The 1,330-nt window shown below is 68.6% G+C and carries 1 protein-coding gene; it reads right to left on the bottom strand.

Going from position 1 to position 1,330, the window contains the following annotated elements; genetic code table 11:
- Positions 1 to 63: 63 nt before the first annotated feature.
- Positions 64 to 1,233: an IS481 family transposase gene (locus RF644_RS18640; RefSeq protein WP_368797654.1), complete on the bottom strand. Its 1,170-nt coding sequence runs from the start codon at positions 1,231 to 1,233 to the stop codon at positions 64 to 66.
- Positions 1,234 to 1,330: the final 97 nt, after the last annotated feature.

The following is a 1,330-nucleotide window of genomic DNA, read 5'->3' as shown; positions in this document are numbered from 1 at the left end:
ACCATGTGATGTCTCAGGACATCGGCAAGGCCCGAACCCACGGATGTGGGTTCGGGCCTTTTGTCATGCCTGGGGCTGGTAGTCGCGGGTGGGGTCGATGGTGAGTTCGCGCAGTAGCTCGCCGGTGGTGGCGTTGACCACACGTACCTGAAGGTCCTGGATGAGCAGGATGACGTGGGTTCCGGCGTGTGTTCGGCCGATGCCGATGTGGCGCAGGGCTCCGGCCACGCGCAGGGTGACGGTGCCGCTGCTGCCCACCCGGTCGTGGCGGACACGGTCGTGGGTGTCGGGATCGCGGCTGGGCCCGGGCAGGGCTTTGGGCATCGCGTGGTAGAGCGTGGCCGGGGTCGCCCGGTGGGGCAGGGAGCGGTGCGGCCGGTGCTGGTTGTACTCGGTGCGGAACCGGTTCAGGAGGCCCTGCAAGTCGAGCAGGGTCTCGGGCTGGTCGGGTTGGCCGCGCAGCCAGTTCTTGAGGGTCTGTTGGAAGCGTTCGACCTTCCCGCAGGTGGTGGGATGGCCGGGTCGGGAGTTTTTCTGCTCCACATGCCAGTCGCGCAGCTGCTGCTCGAAGCCGTTGCGCCCGCCCCGGCGGCCGAGGCCTGCGTGGCGGACGGTGTAGACCATGCCGTTGTCGGTCAGGGTCGAGGCGGGGATGCCGTAGCGGCTGGTGGTGGCGCGGAAGGTGGTGACCACGATCGGGGTGGTGATCGCCCGGTGAGCGGAAAGGTGCAGGGCGTAGCGGGTGCAGTCGTCGAGCCAGGTGATGATCTCCACCTCCTGGCCGCCGGCCAGCCGGTAGTGGGTGAAGTCCGACTGCCAGGTCTCGTTGGGCATGGTGGCCTGGAAGCGGTGCAGGGAGGTCTTGGGTCGCTTCTTCGGTTCCGGGGTGATCAGCCCGGCGCGGGTGAGGTAGCGGCTGATCGTGGCGCGGGAGACCTGGTGGCCGTGGTGGTGGTGCAGGTGCCAGGCAATGGTGTCCGGGCCGGCGTCGTGGCCGGCGGCGGCCAGTCGGGTGCGCAGTTCGACGATGAGCTCCACCACGGCGGGGTCCACGGCATTGGGGTGAGTGTGCGGTCTTCGCGAGCGGGGTTGGAACGCGTCGGTGCCCTCGGCGCGGTAGCGGGCCATGAGGCGGCTGACCCAGGCCTCGGACAGACCGTAGCGGCGGGCGGCCTCGGCCTGGGAGAGGCCTTCGGTGGTGATGGCGGTGATGACCAGTTCTGCTCTCGACACGGGGAAGCATCCACCCCGGATGCACCCTGCCGCGGATGTGCGACCTCATGTTGCCGATGTCCCGAGACATGCCTTGCCTATGTCCTGAACCAGCACA

The sequence above is a fragment of the Kocuria sp. CPCC 205258 genome (assembly GCF_040981005.1).
Lineage (GTDB): Bacteria > Actinomycetota > Actinomycetes > Actinomycetales > Micrococcaceae > Kocuria > Kocuria rosea.
The sequence above is the reverse complement of the archived record's forward strand: the minus strand, read 5'-3'. Positions and strand labels throughout refer to the sequence as shown.